Origin of the sequence: Microbulbifer sp. MCCC 1A16149, assembly GCF_050368945.1 — a bacterium.
GTDB lineage: Bacteria > Pseudomonadota > Gammaproteobacteria > Pseudomonadales > Cellvibrionaceae > Microbulbifer.
In genome coordinates this window covers 2,142,276-2,159,627 of sequence record NZ_CP185959.1, presented here as the reverse complement: position 1 = coordinate 2,159,627, position 17,352 = coordinate 2,142,276, and the positions used below count along the sequence as shown (strand labels likewise).

The window sequence follows — 17,352 nt, the reverse complement described above, 5'->3', positions numbered from 1 at the left end:
TTATGTTTAAACCATTACCTGCCTTTATCGGCCTGCGCTACGCGGGCGCCCAGCGTAACGAAGAAAACTCCGCGGGCCTGGTGTCGTTTATCTCCGGACTTTCCATGATCGGCCTGATCCTCGGTGTGGCCCTGATGATTGTGGTGATGTCGGTGATGAACGGTTTCGATCGCGAATTGCGCGAACGCATTCTCGGTATCATGCCGCACGCGACGCTCTACAACGCAAGCCCGGACATGGACTGGACGCAGGTGCGGGATCGCGTAGCGGCGATTCCGGGCATTACCGCGGCAGCAGAGGTGTGGCAGGTCAACGGCCTGGCGCGCAACGGCCTGGAGGTTACCCCGCTGCTGGTACAGGGCGTGAATCCGCAGACCATCGTGAATGTGTCGACAATCGGTGAGTTCTTGCAGCCCGATAGTTTTGCCGCGCTCACCAGTGATCCCGCCGAGCCCGGTATCATTCTCGGGCAGGGCATTGCCGACAAACTGGAAATCGCCGTGGGCGAGCAGCTCTCGGTGATCGTGCCGCAAAACGGCACCAGCGAAACCGCTGGCCGCACCTCTGCGCAGCTGGCCGGTTTCCGCGTAGTCGATATTTTCCATTCGGGTACCGCGCTGGACCATTCCCTGGCGCTGGTGGATTGGGCGCAGGCCAAATCCCTGGCCGGTGGCGCTGGCGGTGCGGGGGTACAGATGCGTATGCAGGATATGCTCGGATCCTTCGCGGTATTCCGGCAGGTCATGGGGCAGATGCCAGAGCAGGGCTATTACGGTAGCGACTGGACCGGAACCCACGGCAACCTGTACCAGGCGATTCAGATGTCGCGCAATCTGGTGAGCCTGCTGGTATTCCTGATCATCGCCATTGCCGCCTTCAACGTGGTTTCCACACTGGTCATGGTGGTGATCGACAAGCACGGCGATATCGCCATCCTGCGCACCATGGGCGCCAGTACCCGCGAGATCCTGCTGACGTTCGTCAGCCAGGGCGCGCTGGTTGGTCTTATCGGGGTGCTGGTGGGCGGAATACTCGGGGTGATCGGCTCGCTGCTGGTGACCGATGCGGTATCCGGGCTGGAATCGCTGTTCGGCATCCAGTTCCTGAAATCAGACGTGTATCCGGTGGACTACCTGCCGTCGGAACTGCAGTGGGGAGATGTGGCGCTGGTGGTGGGCGCAGGGTTCCTGCTGAGTCTCATTGCTACCCTGTATCCCGCGTTGCAGGCGAGCCGGGTGCAGCCCGCAGCGGCGCTGCGCCAGGATTTCTAACGGGCTTTAATTCGTTTCGCTGAGTTGGGCCTTGCGCTGTGCCAGCCGGGCCTTCCAGCGTTTCACCACATGCCAGCGCCAGATTGCCTGCATGGCAAAATAGGCTACAGCGGCAAAGAAAATGCCGCACAGCAGAGAGCCGGAAAACAGCGGCAACCAGATTCTTCCCACTTCCTCCGTTAACCACTCCCACGACAGTTCGATCTTGAACGGCATATGCGGTGTGCCCAGCATCCACGCACCCAGCTTGTAGGTGCTGTAGAAAATGGCCGGCATGGTGATCGGATTGCTGATCCACACCAGCGCCATGGAAAGCGGCAGATTACAGCGAAACCACAGTGCGAGCACCGCGGCGATCAGCATCTGGCCGGGCAGGGGAAGAAAGCTGGTGAAAATGCCCACCGCAAAGGCGACGGAAACCGAGTGGCGGTTCAGGTGGAACAGGTTGGGGTCGTGCAGCAGGGTGCCGAGAATCTTCAGGCCGCTATTGGCACGCACTTGTTCGGGAGTTGGCAGCCAGCGCCTGATAATACTCTTAGGCATGATTCAAATCTGCTCGATACTCTCGACTGGGGGTTCCGGAATCTGACCAAAATGGCCCCGTGGATACTCTATTAAGGATAGAGTGGCAGGGGCTGTGTGTGGCCATCGGTGATGACCGCAGCAGTCAGTGCGGGCGCTATTATGCCCATATCACTTTTTCAAGACTACCATTGTTACCACCTCACTCTTAAGGCAAGCCGTGGCGCGGTTTTCCCGGCGACTCGGCGCCGCTCAATGCAGTCGTCCGGTACCTTTTCATCTTCGTTGCACTTCCTGTGCCATCTGTGACCTTCCGGTCAGTCGCAAAATGCCAATGTGTTGACAGAAAATGCGGTTGACGCGACAAAACTGGCTATTTAAGCTCTCTAGCCCTATAAAGTGTCGACAATCTGAAGTCGAGACCAAAATCAGCAGTCGCTGAATTGCTTGCGAGGCGAGAGAGAATGGAAGGCCAGGTCAGTAAAACAACCGCCGCCGATGCCAAGGCTGCGTCCGCCGTTGCGGATTCGGGCAAGGCCGTGCGCGGCTCGCAAAGCCTGGCCGATCGCCTGTTCCTCACCCTGCGCAGCGAAATCGTCGAAGGGCGTTTGGCCGCCGGCAGCAAGATCAGCGAGCCGGAACTGGCGCGCCGCTTCGATGCCAGCCGCGGCAGCCTGCGCGAGGCCCTGATGCGGCTGGAGTCCCTCAGCCTGATCGAGCGCCGCGTCAACGTGGGCGCACGGGTCGTGGATCTCACCGAGCGCGGCCTGCTGGAAATCTACGATGTGCGCGAAGCGCTGGAAGGCATGGCCTGTCGCCTCGCGGCGGAAAATCGCTCCGAAGACGACCTCGTAGAACTGCGCCAGATGCTCGAACGCCACGAGCAGCAGGAAGAGCTGCAAAAGGGCACCGCGTATTTCCAGCCGGAAGGGGATTTCGACTTTCACTTCCGCATCGTGCAGGCCTCCCACAACGACCTGCTGATCGACACCCTGTGCAACAAGCTCTACTACCGCGTGCGCATGTACCGCTACCAGCTCGGTATGGCCAGCCCGCGCGCGCACCGCGCATTCCGCGAACACAGCCACATCATCGAAGCCATCGAAGCGGGCGACGGTGAACTGGCAGAAATTCTTATGCGTCGCCACATCCGCGCGTCGCGTAGCAATATCGAAAACAAGCTATCCAAACAGAATTAACGAACCAAACAGAATTAACGAGAGAAACGAGGCAGTCTATGAGCAGACCAGAATCCGCCGGCGCACGCTTTCGCCAGGCCCTGAAAGACAACCAGCCGCTGCAGGTAGTCGGCACCATCAACGCGTACACCGCGATCATGGCCGAGCGCATCGGCCACCAGGCGATCTACCTGTCCGGTGCCGGCGTAGCCAATGCCTCTTACGGCCTGCCGGACCTGGGTATGACCAGCCTGGACAACGTGCTGGAAGACGTACGCCGCATCACCGCTGCCACCAATCTGCCGCTGCTGGTCGATATCGACACCGGCTGGGGTGGCGCCTTCAATATCGCGCGCACCGTTAAAGAAATGATCCGCGCCGGCGCCGCAGCAGTACATATCGAAGATCAGGTAGCCCAGAAGCGCTGTGGCCACCGCCCGAACAAAGAGATCGTTTCCAAAGAGGAAATGGTCGACCGCATCAAGGCCGCGGTAGACGCGCGCGATGATGACGACTTCTTCATCATGGCCCGTACCGACTCCTTCGCACAAGAAGGGTTAGAGGCCGCCATTGACCGCGCCCAGGCGTGTATCGAAGCCGGCGCAGACGGCATCTTCGCCGAAGCCGTGACCGAACTGGAACACTACCGCGCGTTCAAGGACGCACTGAATGTACCGATCCTCGCCAACATCACCGAGTTCGGTAAAACCAAGCTGTACAACAAAGCCGAGCTGGGCGAGTCCGGCGCCGACATGGTCCTGTATCCACTGTCCGCCTTCCGCGCCATGAACAAAGCCGCGGAAAACGTCTACAGCAGCATCCTGAAGCAGGGCGACCAGCAAGCCGTTGTCGACACCATGCAGACCCGCGCGGAACTGTACGACTACCTGAACTACCACGAGTTTGAAGACAAGCTCGACGCCTTGTTTAAAAAGTAAGAACTCAAGAAGTAGGAGCCAGCCCTGCTGGCGAACCGGACGCACCACAAAACTTTCGCCTGCAGGGCAGGCTCCTACAAAACCACAGATTCCAAACCCGTAGGGTGGACAAGCAAAGCGAATCCACCATCAACAAAGAGATAAAGGGGATTTAACGATGGCAGAGAAAAAAGTTGGCGGAGCAGGCCTGCGTGGCCAGGTAGCTGGTAAAACCGCACTGTCCACCGTAGGCGTATCCGGCTCCGGCCTGACCTACTGCGGCTACGACGTAAAAGACCTGGCAGAAAACTGCGAGTTCGAAGAAGTCGCCTACCTGATCTTCAATGGCGAACTGCCCACCGCAGCACAGCTGGCGGACTACAAAGGCATCCTCAAAACCATGCGCGGCCTGCCGCAGGCCCTGCGCGAAGTGCTCGAGCGCATCCCCGCCGACGCACACCCGATGGACGTTATGCGCACCGGCTGCTCCATGCTGGGCAACCTGGAAGGCGAAGAGTCTTTCGACCAGCAACAGGACCGCGCCAACCGCCTGCTGGCCGCATTCCCGTCCATCATCTGTTACTGGTACCGCTTCAGCCACGACGGCGTGCGCATCGAAACTGAAACCGATGACGACTCCATCGGCGGCCACTTCCTGCACATGCTGCGCGGCGAAAAGCCCAACGACCTGCACGCACAGGTAATGAACGTATCCCTGATCCTGTACGCAGAGCACGAGTTCAACGCCTCCACCTTCACCGCGCGCGTTTGTGCCTCCACCCTGTCTGACCTGTTCAGCTGCATCACCGGCGCCATCGGCTCCCTGCGCGGCCCGCTGCACGGCGGCGCCAACGAAGCGGCGATGGAACTGATCGAGCGTTTCTCCTCTGCCGACGAAGCAGAAAAAGAACTGATGGGCATGCTGGAGCGCAAGGAAAAGATCATGGGCTTCGGCCACGCGGTCTACACCGAATCCGACCCGCGCAACGCCATCATCAAGCAGTGGTCCGAAAAGCTGGCCGCTGACGTTGGCGACGACGTGCTATACCCGGTATCCGTACGCTGCGAAGAGGTTATGTGGCGCGAGAAGAAGCTGTTCTGTAACGCCGACTTCTTCCACGCTTCCGCGTACCACTTCATGGGCATTCCCACCAAACTGTTTACGCCAATCTTCGTAATGTCCCGCGTAACCGGCTGGGCCGCCCACGTATTCGAACAGCGCGCCGACAACCGCATCATCCGCCCGAGCGCCGAGTACACCGGTCCGGAACTGCGCAAAGTGACTCCGATCGCCAACCGCTAATCGCGCACACACCCTGTAGGAGCCTGCCTTGCAGGCGAACCGAACCGCACTCCGGAACTGTTCGCCTGCATGGCAGGCTCTTACAAACCTTGCAAAGCTTCCTTTTGGTGGAAATTTATGAACACCGAATTCCGCAAAAAACTCCCCGGCACAGACCTGGATTATTTCGACACCCGCGAGGCAGTCGAAAACATCCAGCCGGGCAGCTATGAAAAACTGCCGTATACCTCCCGTATCCTGGCAGATAACCTCGTGCGTCGCTGCGAGCCAGAAATGCTCACCGACGCCCTCAAACAGCTCATCGAACGCAAGCGCGACCTCGACTTCCCCTGGTTCCCTGCGCGCGTCGTCTGCCACGATATTCTCGGCCAGACCGCACTGGTGGACCTCGCCGGCCTGCGCGACGCCATCGCCGAGAAGGGCGGTGACCCCGCCAAAGTAAACCCGGTGGTGCCCACCCAGCTGATCGTCGACCACTCCCTGGCCGTCGAACACCCCGGTTTTGAGAAAGACGCGTTCGAAAAGAACCGCGCCGTGGAAGAGCGCCGCAACGAAGACCGCTTCCACTTCATCAACTGGACCAAAACCGCGTTTGAAAACGTCGACGTCATCCCGCCCGGCAACGGCATCATGCACCAGATCAACCTGGAGAAAATGTCTCCGGTGGTGCAGCAAAAAGACGGCGTCGCCTTCCCGGATACCTGCGTCGGCACCGACAGCCACACCCCGATGGTGGATGCGCTCGGCGTAATCTCCGTAGGCGTGGGTGGTTTAGAGGCTGAAAGCGTGATGCTCGGCCGCGCCTCCTACATGCGCCTGCCCGACATCGTCGGCGTCGAGCTGACCGGCAAGCTGCAGCCCGGCATCACCGGTACCGACATGGTGCTGGCCCTGACCGAATTCCTGCGCCGCGAGCGCGTGGTGGGTGCGTATCTCGAATTCTTCGGCGAAGGCGCTTCCAGCCTGAGCCTGGGCGACCGCGCCACTATTGCCAACATGACCCCGGAATACGGTGCCACCGCCGGCATGTTCGCCATCGACGAGCAGACCATCGACTACCTGAAGCTCACCGGCCGCGACGACGAGCAGGTAGCTTTGGTAGAGAAGTTCGCGAAAGAAACCGGCCTGTGGGCAGATAGCCTGAAGAATGCCGAATACGAGCGCGTACTCAAGTTCGACCTGTCTTCCGTTACCCGCAATCTGGCCGGCCCGTCCAACCCGCACGCACTGCTGCCGGTGTCCGAACTGGCCAACCGTGGCATTGCCAAGGAATGGGAAGAGAAAGAAGGCGAAATGCCGGACGGTGCCGTGATCATCGCCGCGATCACCAGCTGCACCAACACCAGCAACCCGCGCAACATGATTGCCGCGGGCCTGATCGCGCGCAACGCCAACAAGCTCGGCCTGACCCGCAAGCCCTGGGTAAAAACCTCCCTGGCACCGGGTTCCAAAACCGTAAAAATGTACCTGGAAGAAGCCAACCTGCTGCCGGAACTGCAGCAACAGGGCTTCGACGTGGTCGCCTTTGCCTGCACTACCTGTAACGGCATGAGCGGCGCGCTGGACCCGAAAATCCAGAAAGAAGTGATCGACCGCGACCTGTACGCCACCGCCGTACTGTCCGGCAACCGCAACTTCGACGGCCGTATCCACCCCTACGCCAAGCAGGCGTTCCTGGCATCGCCGCCCTTGGTCGTTGCCTACGCCATCGCCGGCACCATCCGCTTCGATATCGAAAAAGATGTACTGGGCCACGACAAAGACGGCAACCCGGTCACCCTGAAAGATATCTGGCCGAGCGACGAAGAGATCGACGCGATCGTCAAACAGAGCGTGAAGCCCGAGCAGTTCCGCGAGGTCTACATCCCGATGTTTGACCTGAACAAGGCGGAAGCAGAGAAGGGCGAGCCGCTGTACAACTGGCGCCCGCAGAGCACCTACATCCGCCGCCCGCCGTACTGGGAAGGCGCGCTGGCAGGTGAGCGCGCGCTGAAAGGCATGCGCCCGCTGGCGGTACTGGGTGACAACATCACCACCGACCACCTGTCGCCCTCCAACGCGATCCTGGCCAGCAGTGCCGCCGGTGAATACCTGGCGAAAATGGGCCTGCCGGAAGAGGACTTCAACTCGTACGCCACCCACAGGGGCGACCACCTCACCGCCCAGCGCGCCACCTTCGCCAACCCGAAACTGTTGAACGAAATGGTGCGTGACGAAAACGGTGCAGTGAAGCAGGGCTCTCTCGCGCGTATCGAGCCGGAAGGCAAGGTCACCCGCATGTGGGAAGCCATCGAAACCTACATGGAGCGCAAGCAGCCGCTGATCATTATCGCCGGCGCCGACTACGGCCAGGGCTCCTCCCGCGACTGGGCCGCCAAGGGCGTGCGCCTCGCCGGTGTGGAAGCGATTGTAGCGGAAGGCTTCGAGCGCATTCACCGCACCAACCTGATCGGTATGGGCGTACTGCCGCTGGAGTTCCTGCCGGGCACCACCCGCGAAACCCTGGCCATCGACGGTACCGAAACCTTCGACGTACTCGGCGAGCAGACCCCGGGCGCAACCCTGACCCTACTGGTCCACCGCAAAGACGGCGAAACCGTAGAAGTACCGGTCAAGTGCCGCCTGGACACCCAGGAAGAAGTCTCCATCTACGAAGCCGGCGGCGTCCTACAACGCTTTGCCAACGACTTCCTGGAAGCCGAAGCCAACGCCTAAACAACGGCACCCCGTAGGAGCCTGCCCAGCAGGCGAACACCCCACCTACGGAGCCCCCGTAGGAGCTTGCCCCGCAAGCGAACAGCCACGAAGCACCAAACTGTTCGCCTGCAAGGCAGGCTCCTACAACCCCATAACCAATTCCGCGAGACTCTTAAATGACCTTCGCACCTCAAATAAAAGTCCCCGCCACCTACATGCGCGGCGGCACCAGCAAAGGCGTGTTCTTCCGCCTGCAGGACCTCCCGGAGCCAGCCCAGGCCCCGGGCCAAGCAAGAGACAACCTGCTACTCCGCGTAATCGGCAGCCCCGATCCCTACGGCAAGCAGACCGACGGCATGGGCGGGGCCACTTCCAGCACCAGCAAAACCGTCATCCTGTCGAAGAGTGAGCAGCCGGAGCACGACGTGGATTACCTGTTCGGCCAGGTCTCCATCGACAAGCCGTTCGTGGACTGGTCCGGCAACTGCGGCAACCTCACCGCCGCCGTGGGTGCCTTCGCCATCAACAGCGGTTTTGTGGATGCAGCCCGCGTTCCAGCGAACGGCATCTGCACCGTGCGCATCTGGCAGGCCAACATCAAGAAAACCATCATCGCCCACGTCCCCATCACCAATGGGGAAGTGCAGGAGACCGGTGATTTCGAACTGGACGGCGTCACCTTCCCGGCGGCCGAAGTGCAGGTCGAATTCATGGACCCGGCGGATGGGGAAGGGGCCATGTTCCCCACCGGCAACCTGGTGGACGATTTAGAGGTGCCCGGCGTCGGCACCCTGAAAGCCACCATGATCAACGCCGGCATCCCGACCATCTTCGTCAATGCGGCGGATATCGGTTACACCGGCACCGAACTGCAGGAAGCCATCAACGGTGACGACAAGGCTCTGGCCATGTTCGAGACCATCCGTGCCCACGGCGCGGTGAAAATGGGCCTGATCGCAACCGTGGAAGAGGCAGCCGCTCGCCAGCATACCCCCAAGGTCGCGTTCGTCGCGGAACCGCAGGGCTATGCGGCCTCCAGTGGCAAGGAAGTGGCGGCAGGTGATATCGACCTGCTGGTGCGCGCGCTCTCCATGGGCAAACTGCACCACGCCATGATGGGCACCGCCGCGGTGGCCATCGGCACCGCCGCCGCCATTCCCGGCACCCTGGTCAATCTGGCCGCCGGGGGAGGGGAGCGCAATGCGGTGACCTTCGGGCATCCGTCCGGCACCTTGCGGGTTGGTGCGGAAGCGGAAGTCGCCAACGGGCAGTGGACTGCGACCAAGGCCATCATGAGCCGCAGTGCGCGGATCTTGATGGAAGGTTGGGTGCGGGTGCCCGGCGATTGCTTCTAATTCGCTTCACAGTAGAACCTGCTTTTAGTGGTGAGAACTGTCTAAGCTGACTTCGGAAGTCGAAAAAGCGAGCTTCAATTGAGGCTCGTTTTTTTTATGCCTTAAAGTACGAGATGAAATTTATACAAAGGCAGGCGGTAAACCCCTAGATCAGCAGCGCTCTTCAATGAATTCATTGATGTAAGGGTAAGTCATTGACTTAAGGGATCGTTGAAATAACATCATCTGCCGGCCTGCTCAGAATTATCCAGACGCTTTGAATGAAAGGCAGTCGAGTTCTATAGGCGCGTCTTTTGAATGAACTGTTGTCTCTACTAAGGAAGTAAATTGAAATTACGTAAAGGAAAGACTAAATCTATTCTCGATGCTTCTATCGATTCGGCGCTTTTAGCGGTTGAAATATATAATAAGCCAAGAACTACATTTCGTAGTGAGGGTTTCATCACGATGATGATAATGGCATGGACTAGGCTTTTTCATGCGTATTTTAATTCAACAATAGGGGATAAATACTATTACAAAAAAAAGAATGGCCGATATGATACTGTGGATGGAGAGAGGAAAGCATGGGAACTATCTACATGTGTCAAAAAATATGGAAATCTCGATCCTAGTGTAGAGTCAAACCTACTTTTTTTCATCAAGCTTAGAAATAAAATTGAGCATCGACATATTGAGAAGAGAGAGGTAGATACTCTTATTTTTGGTGAGTGCCAATCTCTATTGTTCAATTATGAAAGTCAGTTGATTGATTTTTTTGGTAGTGCCTATTCTATAAATGAAGCATTGGTGTATAGCCTTCAATTCTCTCAAATACGAACGCAGCAACAGGAGCAGGCAAATAGGTCGGCGCTATCAAAAGACCTATCTGAAATAGTGGCTTTCGTAGAAAAATACAGAAACACGCTGGATGATGATACCTATAACTCCCAAAAGTACAGTATAAAGCTAATACAAATTCCGAAGATTTCTAACACGAACAGGGCTGATGCAGCGGTAGAGTTTGTGAGGTGGGACTCGCTTAGTGATGAAGATAAAGCTGCATACGAACAACTTAATGTAATTATCAAAGATAAGACAGTAAAAATAGAAGCTGTGAACGTTGGTAGGTTAAAGCCATCCGAGGTTGTAAAAAAAGTAAATGAAGGTCTAAGCGGGAAGTCTATTACGCAGAATTTACATACTGTTTTGTATAAATTATTCGGAATCAGGCCGTCTAATGGTTCAGACGACCCCTTTGATACACAAGCCGAGTTTTGCCTTTATGATGAGCCTCATAACGATTACGTGTATCAGGATGCCTGGGTCTCGTTCCTCATCCATTTTATGCAAACTACAGAGCTAGAAGCATCAGAACTAAGACAAAAAGAGCGAAATGGAGAGAAGCTGGATGTCGATCAATATCGCATTTAGCTAAAGCATGTCGCAGGACTGTTTTTGCCTTGCACTCCAAAGCGGACGCAAATCCGAGCATCATGCATGAAAAATGAGCGCTGATAATGATCGAATTTAAGAAATCGAATACCGGAGTAACTCTTTCGTATTCGAGCGATATGCCTAGCATGGAGTGGGTCTATCACGAAATACGTAAGTCTGGGAAGGTCAGGATTGCAAAAGCATTTTCATTTACGAAAAAAGAACTTTTAACTAAGTTTGATCAAAATCAGGAAGAAGATCCAGTAGAGTTTCAAGTTGCCACGAAGCAAGGAGAGTATTTTTGCTTTCCAAAGGAAATATTATCTATTGATCACAATCTTTACATACATGAAGACATAAAGCTTGAGAGAAAGCTATTTGTTGCGGAGCGAGGGATTTCAGTTTTTAGGAAAATTAACGATCTTGTTAGTCAGCCAATTTATGTTGGCGGTATTGAGGATTCTGCAATACCAGAGGCGACATTTTGGGAGTTGCTAAAAGCTTTCCCGAATACCTATGAGTTGAATAGATACGCATCGGCACGCATTTCTAGTGTTCTATCTTCATATGTCAAAACAAAAGATGACTATGAGGAAAGGTATCATAAATATTTAAATAAGCGAGTCTCCAGGGAAGGTTCCAACCTAAACTATCTCTTTTCTGAAATCGAATTGTTGAAATACCAGGGTATTCTGGAAAAGCTCAATAACATGTTGGAAGATGAGAACTCTTACTCGGAGGGGCAGTGGCAGGAAGAGCTTCTGCAAATTTTATTGTTACTTTACCCAAAGTATATTCACGTCTTTAAAGAGGCGCCTGTTCGAGATACCTATAGCAATACAAATAGAAATATTGATTATTTATTGATTGATTCAAGCGGGAACACAGACATCGTCGAAATTAAAAAGCCGTTTGATAAGTGTATTGTGACAAATAGAACATATCGCGACAACTATATTCCGCTAAGAGAGCTGTCCGGCACAGTTATGCAGATTGAGAAGTATATCTTTTATCTGAACAAATGGGGGAAGAAGGGTGAGGATAAACTAAGCGAGTATTTTAAAGATGAAATCTCTCCGGGATTTAAGATAAAAATAACAAATCCGAGCGGTATCATTATAATGGGTCGTACCAAGGGTTTAACTCCGGAGCAAGTCCAGGACTTTGAAGTTATTAAGAGAAAATACAAAAGCGTAATTGATATAATTACATATGATGACTTAGTTGAAAGGCTTCAGTTTGTCATTAGTCACTGGAAGATTACTCATGATAGGTCAACGCGGCGGACTGCCAATAATCACTGATTGAAACGTTATCAGCGAGAAGCGAATAAGGAAATACAAGAGAATGTATAAGTGTCCAAACTGTTCATCAGAGGAAACCTACAAGGATAAGGTTCAGGGGAGGGATACGGGAGATCGGGTATGCAGAAGATGTGGCCATTCTGCTACTGCTAATAGCTTTAGGTCCAATGATCGAGTTATCGGGGCTGCTACTGGCGGGGCTATCTTAGGTGCCTCTCTTGGTGGCCCAATAGGTCTAGTAATTGGGAGTGTCTTAGGTGGGCTACTAGGTAGTGCGGTCGATAATCAAAAGGAGGGCAACAATGGATAAGGCACTTTTTGTACCCTCAGCATTAATAGCGGGAATTCTATTTTTGGTTTATACCGTGCAGGTGTTCAGAAACAATCTAGAGTTTGAGCAGAATGCAGTTGTAAATATCATCCTGCAATCTTTTCAGCTTGTTTGTGGAATAGTTCTCGTTGCAAGCACATTCATCGAAAGTCTAGCTGAGCTGGTCTCTGATCTAAATCTATATGTTCTGGTTGCAGGAGCTGTGCTTTCGGTCAATGCAGTTAAGTCAGTGTATCGCGATATGCCCAGAAAATATCAGCTAGAAGGGGAGAGTGGGGCGAGCGCTGTTGGTGCTGAGTCCAAGTAGGTTTAAAGCATGCAGCTGTTTCCACCACCTTGGGCTAGGGCGTATTTTCCGCTGCTTTTCAGGTCCGAGTTCCATCAAGTGCGCGTTACGTTTCCGCATTAAAATTTGATTAATTGTTATGAATCCAAATTTTGAATGGTATTCAAAAGAAAGCAGATCGAAAGGTGTTACACCTAGGTGCCCCTATGCGCATCCACGTAAGTGTAATAAATACTACTCAAGCATTTATCTATTGGGTGAGCTAGGTATTACGACACAAATCCCCAGTGACATCCAGGTAGTGCTCGATGATTATTGGAAAGAAAGTGGTCTCCTTCCATTGATAGAAGAGCATGATCCAAGCGTAACTCATACCGATAATAAGCTAGCCTCGGTTAGTAACTTTTGCCCAGAGGTTAGCTTCAATTTTTATGGGCTATTTGCAACCTATATGCATCGGTATGTTGATGAAATTGATCGTGGCGCTATGATTAAAAAATTGTCGAGAGAAGGGGGTGGTGAAGATTGGCGGTGCGAATGGATGTCTATAAGGCCGCTACACTATACTGAATGTGACAATTTCTCTCAACTGCCTTACATCAAGGAATCAAAATATTTGGATGAGGAACTTATTGAAATGAAACCCGGGCTAATGGGGTTTAGTGTCAACTTAAAAGTTTTGTTTCGAAAAGTTTCTGGTAAGGCAAGTGATAAGTTGCTGCAACGTATTAAAAAGATCTGGCGTATTTGTCTCGGTGAGAAATAAATCGGGTCAGATCAACATTATGACACCGACAATAAAAAGGACACCCACAAATAGTGCCTAACAGTACAAAGCGCCCGTCACGAGTATTTTTTCTTGCGCGCAAGAAGTCATTGTTGGAAGGGCAGGCCCGTGTGGTTTTTATCACGCATTCCGTATGATTGGGTGGGCCGCAGACGCAGTGTACGCTCGCAGCTGACCTGCGATGTAATTCAAGCGGGGAAAAGAATAGGGTTTAAGGTATTGCAGGAGGAGGTGACAAGAGACGTTCGCACTCACGAACTCCGTGCACCCAGCTCTTACCAAGCTGCTCGCAAGCGGTACGTACAGAATGGCCAGTGCCTACCAGGGATTTAAACCGGCTTTCAAAATTTCTATTCAGATAGGTCCATTGCTTTGGATCAATTTGCAGGCGATCCAGAATAGGAGGAAGTTTTTCGTTGATTGCTCCCCGCTTATCGTTCCGTAGGCAGCGTCCGCTCCAGTCCACTAGGTCAATATAGTCCTCTAGCCGAAACGGTAGGCCTGTAGGCATGGGTTCTTTGGGATTCCCGACAAAAGGCAGCAGCGTGGTGGGCTGCTGTGCCTGTTTTGCAGAGAGGATACGTTGTTTGATTGAAGTATGGTCCGATGTCTCTGGGGTTTCGGCCATTTTCGCGTGGATTGGATTAAGGTCGACATAAGCCATAAAGGCTGCCAGGGCCTTTTCGTCCAGTAAAGCTTGGGATTTAAAACGGCCCTCCCAGAATCGCCCGCTACACTGGTCTTCGCGATTGGATTCCCGTGCAATGACCTCGTTCAAGTAGCGCATAAACCAGCTGATATCGGTTAGCCGCGTTTTCCAAGTTTCGGCTATTTCAAACAATCGTTCCAGTTCGGCAGGATCCAGCGCCTCCCCACGGTAAAAAACGCTGCGATATGGCCGATCCTTTGCACAGCCGGTGCCATCGAGCCACTACCTCTAACAGGTCCTAGCCATTCGCCTGTTGCTGGTTCACGAATAGCGCGACATAATAATTGGGGTCAGAGTAAAATTTTGACAGCTAATAAATCTAATAGAATGATGATTGAGATTGGAATAGGGTTTTATGAATTTTCTAGTTTCTAATATTGGCGATAGGGACCACCAAGGTATCTTTTCCGATATTTCCACTGGTGCATTTTTTGATCTCTCACCGAAGCAGCATGGCTGGATTGATTACCTTAAGGTAAGACTTAACGACGTTGTCTATGTGGTAAACAAGGAACGTCGAGTGGAGCACGGGTTTCGTGTACTGGGAATCGTTGATGGCGTGGACTTGGAAGCGGATGATGTATGGGGTGAGAAGGTTAGATCCGTAACCGGGGGAAATCTTCGTGTACTTTTTGGTGAGCCGGTTGAGTATGTTGGGATGGATTATTCAGAGTTTGTAACGAATAACGGCATTGCCAGTCCAAAATTGAACCCTAATACCGGAAAAATGTAACCAGGCTTTAATTGCGTAAAGTTTCCTCAAGAGATAGCTTCGAGATAGTCGAAGTCAGAGTATATTTTGTGACTATCCAAACCTTTTGGATTGGACGAAAAATTTACTCTGACTCTAAATTTCAAAAATCCTGGCGTTTTTGAGGGCATTAACTACGCTCATAACTTTTCGTAATGAGCTCTTGTGCAATGTCCAAATCGGATGGATCTCTGATGACGAGCTCAAAATCCCCTGTCCCCCAGTGACCAATTTCGGTGACGTTACGCGCATTCGGGTAGTTTTCTGCTTCCACGCCAGGTAGCTTGAGGTAAATCACCAGACGCGGATCATTGTTTCCATGGACGATCAAAATCGATGCAAAGTTCTTAATTCGCTTGAATGCGGTATATAACTTAAGCTCTTTTCGTTGCACTTCATCGCCCAATTGCTCTGTAAACTGGCAAATTTCATCGTACAGATTCTTCAGGCTCTGTGGTGCTTCTGCTAAGCGGTCTGCTTGGCTCTTGTCGTTACTACGTGTTTTGGGTGGCAATTCTGCTTGGACTGGTGGGGTAGTAGAGACTGATTGAGTTGCGCTATGGGCGTTGACTAATTCAAGTAGCAAGAGGTCTTTACCGAAGTAGCGATAACGCATGAGTTCGATATTGCGGTTGATCTGTTGCACCGCATGCTCGTCAAATCGATTGAAGTCAGAGGCTATGCAGATAAGCCTGGTTCCACTCCACTCAATACTTTCGGCCTGGTCTTTGCCTAGCTTTTCCATTACCAGCCATTTAAATTCAGCCTGATGGTCCAGAAGCCAGTCTAAATAGAAGAGCCCCTGGTTAATAACGTTCTCATTCTTACTGCGCTTGTATTCGATGATCACCGGGCAGCCATTCTCATCAAGCCCCAGAGAATCGATACGCCCCTTGTGAGTTTTGCCTGTGCCATACTCGCTGGCTAAAAAGTGAACACCAAGAAATCCTAGCATGTGAGCTTCAATCTGGTTTTGCAGGTCTCGTTCGAGTGCTGCAGCAGTTCCAGGTAATTCAATAGCTGCGTCTGCGCTTAGGGAAAATAGCTTAATGTCGCTCATTCTCGGTGTGTCCTTCTACTGTGCCCGATACTTTATCAGTAGGTTGCCCCACGTACCATACGAGGAGCTGATAGATAAAATTCCGGATAGAGAAGGGGGAAATCGGCTTTCCGGTATTTATCTTAGTGAGATAAACGGCTGCTAAAACGTCGGTTTGGCTATTATTTGTTCTGGCGTGGTTAATCTGCGATTCAGGTTGACTGACATACACTCCATTGAGCTTCAATACAGAGGTGCCAGTCCAACTGGTTACTTATATGGATTGCTTGGTTGGTTGCAAGGTGAGAAATAAAGTCAGGAGAAGAAATGGAACGCTTCAAAATTCCATATGGAGTAGATGAGTCCGGTGAACTGGTTCCGAATAAAAAGGACACCCACAAATAGTGCCTAACAGCACAAAGCGTCCGTCACGAGTATTTTTTCTTGCGCGCAAGAAGTAATTGTTGGAAGGGCAGGCCCGTGTGGTTTTTATCACGCATTCCGTATGATTGGGTGGGCCGCACACGCAGTTGTACGCTCGCAGCTGATCTGCAATGTAATTCAAGCGGGGAAAAGAATAGGGTTTAAGGTATTGCGGGAGGAGGTGACAAGAGCCGTTCGCACTCACGAACTCCGTGCACCCAGCGCTTGCCAAGTTGCTCGCAAGAATAAATGGGGTCAGATCAAAATTTTGGCGTCAATAGAATTGAGTTCCTTTGACGAAAATTATGATCTCACCCCATTTCTGTTGCTTCGTTTGTGCAGTGAGGATATTTCCCAAGCTGTGCTGTCACAACAAACTGTTCTTGTCCATCACCAGGTGTTACTGTTCAGGGTCGCTAAATGTAAGTTTGACTTAATGGTGGCCTTGAATTTTCCACAATTACTGCCGCTGACAAACGGGTAGGTTTTAGGGTCAGTTTGAACGCTAGACGCGCCGCCTTTTTTCAGAGCGTAATGTAAATCACGCTGTGGGATTTTGTGGTTGAGATTTGAGCTGTACACAAATAGGTGGATTTTTTGTTTCACACCTAGGTGTTCAGCTACCTTATCTAATGTTTCGCAGACCAACTGGTACAAGTTTTTATTGGCCTGGATAAGAGCCTTGGCCTCCATCTCATTTTCACGTTCAGCATTAAGGTTTTTGATATAAACATTGCTAATTAAATCCTCTGCAGTGACCTTGTAATACAGCATCCCAATCTGAACTGCGGAAATTACATCGGAAAAACTAGTAGCGTTAACTCCGTATACCCAAATCTCACCATCTACAAAAGCAGCGTCTTTTGTGGTTTCTTTTAATTTTCCTTGAAATGGAGAAATGGTATCTGTGTACTTAGTTTTCCATACGGATAAGGAATCTAACGTTGTCCTTAGAATATAATCCCTTTCTGCTGAGCCGCTAATTACTAACGTAGCATCAGTTCGGAAGTCAGGATTTCCTTCCGCCAGCGTCATTGCCGCACTCGTCATATCCCTATATTCC

General features: G+C 52.5%; 15 protein-coding genes. 11 read left to right on the top strand and 4 right to left on the bottom strand.

Annotated elements, in window-relative coordinates:
* Positions 1–2 precede the first annotated feature (2 nt).
* Complete coding sequence (locus ACONT6_RS09145) at positions 3–1,271, top strand: lipoprotein-releasing ABC transporter permease subunit (protein ID WP_428821398.1); 1,269 nt, start codon at positions 3–5, stop codon at positions 1,269–1,271.
* Positions 1,272–1,277: 6 nt separating this feature from the next.
* On the opposite strand, the gene ACONT6_RS09140 is transcribed toward ACONT6_RS09145, so the two are convergent.
* A complete protein-coding gene (locus tag ACONT6_RS09140) occupies positions 1,278–1,814 on the bottom strand; it encodes a DUF2062 domain-containing protein (protein WP_428821397.1) in 537 nt (178 codons plus the stop codon).
* Between the two features lie 443 nt (positions 1,815–2,257).
* Here ACONT6_RS09140 and ACONT6_RS09135 point away from each other — a divergent pair, with 443 nt between their 5' ends.
* The 9 genes from ACONT6_RS09135 (at position 2,258) to ACONT6_RS09095 (ending at position 13,346) form a co-directional block, all read left to right on the top strand.
* Entirely contained in the window at positions 2,258–2,992 is a 735-nt protein-coding gene (locus ACONT6_RS09135; protein ID WP_428821396.1) for a GntR family transcriptional regulator, read from the top strand.
* Between the two features lie 38 nt (positions 2,993–3,030).
* Positions 3,031–3,909 (top strand): methylisocitrate lyase, encoded by an 879-nt coding sequence (prpB, locus tag ACONT6_RS09130; RefSeq protein WP_428821395.1) that lies wholly within the window; start codon positions 3,031–3,033, stop codon positions 3,907–3,909.
* 157 nt (positions 3,910–4,066) lie between these two features.
* On the top strand, positions 4,067–5,191 hold the full coding sequence (prpC, locus tag ACONT6_RS09125) for a bifunctional 2-methylcitrate synthase/citrate synthase (RefSeq protein WP_428821394.1): 1,125 nt from the start codon (positions 4,067–4,069) through the stop codon (positions 5,189–5,191).
* Positions 5,192–5,308: 117 nt separating this feature from the next.
* Positions 5,309–7,906: a Fe/S-dependent 2-methylisocitrate dehydratase AcnD gene (gene acnD / locus ACONT6_RS09120; RefSeq protein ID WP_428821393.1), complete on the top strand. Its 2,598-nt coding sequence runs from the start codon at positions 5,309–5,311 to the stop codon at positions 7,904–7,906.
* Positions 7,907–8,064: 158 nt separating this feature from the next.
* On the top strand, positions 8,065–9,243 hold the full coding sequence (prpF, locus tag ACONT6_RS09115) for a 2-methylaconitate cis-trans isomerase PrpF (RefSeq protein WP_428821392.1): 1,179 nt from the start codon (positions 8,065–8,067) through the stop codon (positions 9,241–9,243).
* A gap of 327 nt (positions 9,244–9,570) precedes the next feature.
* Positions 9,571–10,656, top strand: a complete 1,086-nt coding sequence (locus tag ACONT6_RS09110) for a DUF3644 domain-containing protein (RefSeq protein ID WP_428821391.1) — start codon at positions 9,571–9,573, stop codon at positions 10,654–10,656.
* Between the two features lie 86 nt (positions 10,657–10,742).
* A complete protein-coding gene (locus ACONT6_RS09105; RefSeq protein WP_428821390.1) occupies positions 10,743–11,963 on the top strand; it encodes a Shedu immune nuclease family protein in 1,221 nt (406 codons plus the stop codon).
* Positions 11,964–12,265: 302 nt separating this feature from the next.
* The gene (locus ACONT6_RS09100) at positions 12,266–12,601 is read left to right on the top strand and encodes a hypothetical protein (RefSeq protein ID WP_428821389.1); all 336 of its coding nucleotides are present in this window, start codon (positions 12,266–12,268) and stop codon (positions 12,599–12,601) included.
* A 118-nt stretch (positions 12,602–12,719) separates the two neighbouring features.
* A complete protein-coding gene (locus ACONT6_RS09095; RefSeq protein ID WP_428821388.1) occupies positions 12,720–13,346 on the top strand; it encodes a hypothetical protein in 627 nt (208 codons plus the stop codon).
* A gap of 232 nt (positions 13,347–13,578) precedes the next feature.
* Here the strand turns inward: ACONT6_RS09095 and ACONT6_RS09090 are convergent, their stop codons facing one another.
* On the bottom strand, positions 13,579–14,208 hold the full coding sequence (locus ACONT6_RS09090; protein WP_428821387.1) for a hypothetical protein: 630 nt from the start codon (positions 14,206–14,208) through the stop codon (positions 13,579–13,581).
* A gap of 223 nt (positions 14,209–14,431) precedes the next feature.
* On the opposite strand from ACONT6_RS09090, the gene ACONT6_RS09085 reads away from it, so the two are divergent.
* The gene (locus ACONT6_RS09085) at positions 14,432–14,809 is read left to right on the top strand and encodes a hypothetical protein (RefSeq protein WP_428821386.1); all 378 of its coding nucleotides are present in this window, start codon (positions 14,432–14,434) and stop codon (positions 14,807–14,809) included.
* Between the two features lie 148 nt (positions 14,810–14,957).
* On the opposite strand, the gene ACONT6_RS09080 is transcribed toward ACONT6_RS09085, so the two are convergent.
* Positions 14,958–15,887 (bottom strand): DUF5655 domain-containing protein, encoded by a 930-nt coding sequence (locus ACONT6_RS09080; RefSeq protein WP_428821385.1) that lies wholly within the window; start codon positions 15,885–15,887, stop codon positions 14,958–14,960.
* Positions 15,888–16,679: 792 nt separating this feature from the next.
* The gene (locus ACONT6_RS09075) at positions 16,680–17,339 is read right to left on the bottom strand and encodes a hypothetical protein (protein WP_428821384.1); all 660 of its coding nucleotides are present in this window, start codon (positions 17,337–17,339) and stop codon (positions 16,680–16,682) included.
* Positions 17,340–17,352: the final 13 nt, after the last annotated feature.

Coding starts and splice junctions, on each gene's coding strand:
- ACONT6_RS09080 (WP_428821385.1), bottom strand. CDS start 15,887: ATGAGCGACATTAAGCTATTTTCCCTAAGCGCAGACGCAGCTATTGAA.
- prpF (WP_428821392.1), top strand. CDS start 8,065: ATGACCTTCGCACCTCAAATAAAAGTCCCCGCCACCTACATGCGCGGC.
- ACONT6_RS09140 (WP_428821397.1), bottom strand. CDS start 1,814: ATGCCTAAGAGTATTATCAGGCGCTGGCTGCCAACTCCCGAACAAGTG.
- ACONT6_RS09095 (WP_428821388.1), top strand. CDS start 12,720: ATGAATCCAAATTTTGAATGGTATTCAAAAGAAAGCAGATCGAAAGGT.
- ACONT6_RS09085 (WP_428821386.1), top strand. CDS start 14,432: ATGAATTTTCTAGTTTCTAATATTGGCGATAGGGACCACCAAGGTATC.
- ACONT6_RS09075 (WP_428821384.1), bottom strand. CDS start 17,339: ATGACGAGTGCGGCAATGACGCTGGCGGAAGGAAATCCTGACTTCCGA.
- ACONT6_RS09135 (WP_428821396.1), top strand. CDS start 2,258: ATGGAAGGCCAGGTCAGTAAAACAACCGCCGCCGATGCCAAGGCTGCG.
- ACONT6_RS09105 (WP_428821390.1), top strand. CDS start 10,743: ATGATCGAATTTAAGAAATCGAATACCGGAGTAACTCTTTCGTATTCG.
- ACONT6_RS09145 (WP_428821398.1), top strand. CDS start 3: ATGTTTAAACCATTACCTGCCTTTATCGGCCTGCGCTACGCGGGCGCC.
- ACONT6_RS09100 (WP_428821389.1), top strand. CDS start 12,266: ATGGATAAGGCACTTTTTGTACCCTCAGCATTAATAGCGGGAATTCTA.
- prpC (WP_428821394.1), top strand. CDS start 4,067: ATGGCAGAGAAAAAAGTTGGCGGAGCAGGCCTGCGTGGCCAGGTAGCT.
- acnD (WP_428821393.1), top strand. CDS start 5,309: ATGAACACCGAATTCCGCAAAAAACTCCCCGGCACAGACCTGGATTAT.
- prpB (WP_428821395.1), top strand. CDS start 3,031: ATGAGCAGACCAGAATCCGCCGGCGCACGCTTTCGCCAGGCCCTGAAA.